This is a genomic window from Vibrio sp. 1874, assembly GCF_033344395.1.
Lineage (GTDB): Bacteria > Pseudomonadota > Gammaproteobacteria > Enterobacterales > Vibrionaceae > Vibrio > Vibrio alginolyticus.
This window is the reverse complement of sequence record NZ_JAWPOR010000085.1, coordinates 1-1,438: the sequence shown is the minus strand read 5'-3', so window position 1 is coordinate 1,438 and position 1,438 is coordinate 1. Positions and strand designations below refer to the sequence as shown.

Annotated in this window: 1 protein-coding gene; it reads right to left on the bottom strand. The window is 48.3% G+C overall.

The features are described from left to right. The coding region (gene plsB, locus R8N46_RS24705) for a glycerol-3-phosphate 1-O-acyltransferase PlsB (protein WP_318189711.1) at window positions 1-1,438 on the bottom strand (1,438 nt) is incomplete at both ends.

Genomic DNA, 1,438 nt, shown 5'->3' with positions numbered 1-1,438 from the left:
GGCCCAGTAATCATGCGACCAAGCAGAACCAACGGCTGGTTATTTGATGAGTTGATTTCCAATTTGTTGCCATCAAGACAGATCATTTTTTGTTCGGCAAACTCATTCAACGTTTTCACCACAAGGTCGTTTAAATCTTCCTCTTGGTAGCTTAGGAACAGCTCTTTCTTCAAGAATGGGTAGATTTGCGCGACGTTCTCTTGGATTTTCTCCACGGTGAGATTGCGCTGACGAATAATCATCTGGGCAATCAACGATGGCAGCGCAAACAAGTGAATGATGTTGTTGCGATAGTAAGTCATCAGAATCGATTGGCTACGATCAAGAGAAATGATGTCGCCCATGCTGTCTGTTTCAATCACAAACTTATCTAACGAGATAGCATGATCAACCAACTCTTCAGCACTTTCTGTTGGGATGGTTGAAGTGCTTGAGTATGGGTTGTTCTTGAGTAGCTTCAAGTAGCACTCAATCTGATTGATCAGAGAATCACGAGACAGTGCTCGTTGGCGAGAAGCCAACAAGGCTGTTGCACAAAGCGTTAAGGCGTTTGCCGCTGCCGCATCGTTAATATGCGTCATCATCTTGTTCGCTAGCTCATTGACCACAGGATTCATCCACTGTGGTTTGCTACCGCCCATGCTATCGATGTCTTTTGTCCACTCTGGCGCGTGCTCGTTAAGGTATTGGTTGAGCTGAATAGGCTCACCGAAGTTCACGTAGCCCAAACCAAAGTTACGCAGTTTACGTAGAGTGCGCAGAACAAGACCTGCGTTCTCTTTCTCTTTACGTTTACCGCGCAGTTCTTTGGCGTAAGTGCCTACTTCCATTACATGCTCGTAACCGATGTAAACCGGTACCAGCGTTACCGGACGGTTTAGACCACGCAGCATCGCTTGAATCGTCATGGCCAACATACCCGTTTTCGCTTGCAGTAAGCGGCCGGTACGTGAGCGACCACCTTCGCTGAAGTACTCTACCGAGTAACCTTTTGCAAACAGCTCGGCTAGATACTCACGGAAAATCGTGGAGTACAGTTTGTTGCCTTTAAAGCTACGACGAATAAAGAACGCACCACCACGACGGAAAATCGGACCCGCAGGGAAGAAGTTCAGGTTGATACCCGCAGCAATGTGCGGTGGCACCATACCTTCATGGTACAGAACGTAAGACAGCAGTAGGTAGTCCATGTGACTACGGTGACACGGCACGTAAACGATCTCATGGCCATCTTGCGCCAAGCGACGCACTGTCGAAGCGTTGTTGATGTGCAGGCCTTGATATAGTTTGGTCCACAGCCAGCTCAGGATGCGATCGCCGTTTTTCACCAGACCGTATGAGAAGTCGGCTGCGATTTCAGCCATGATGTCATGGGCTTCTTGGCGCGCTTTCTCAATCGAAAGGTCTTTGCTTTTTGCCTCGTCGGCAATCGCTTGTT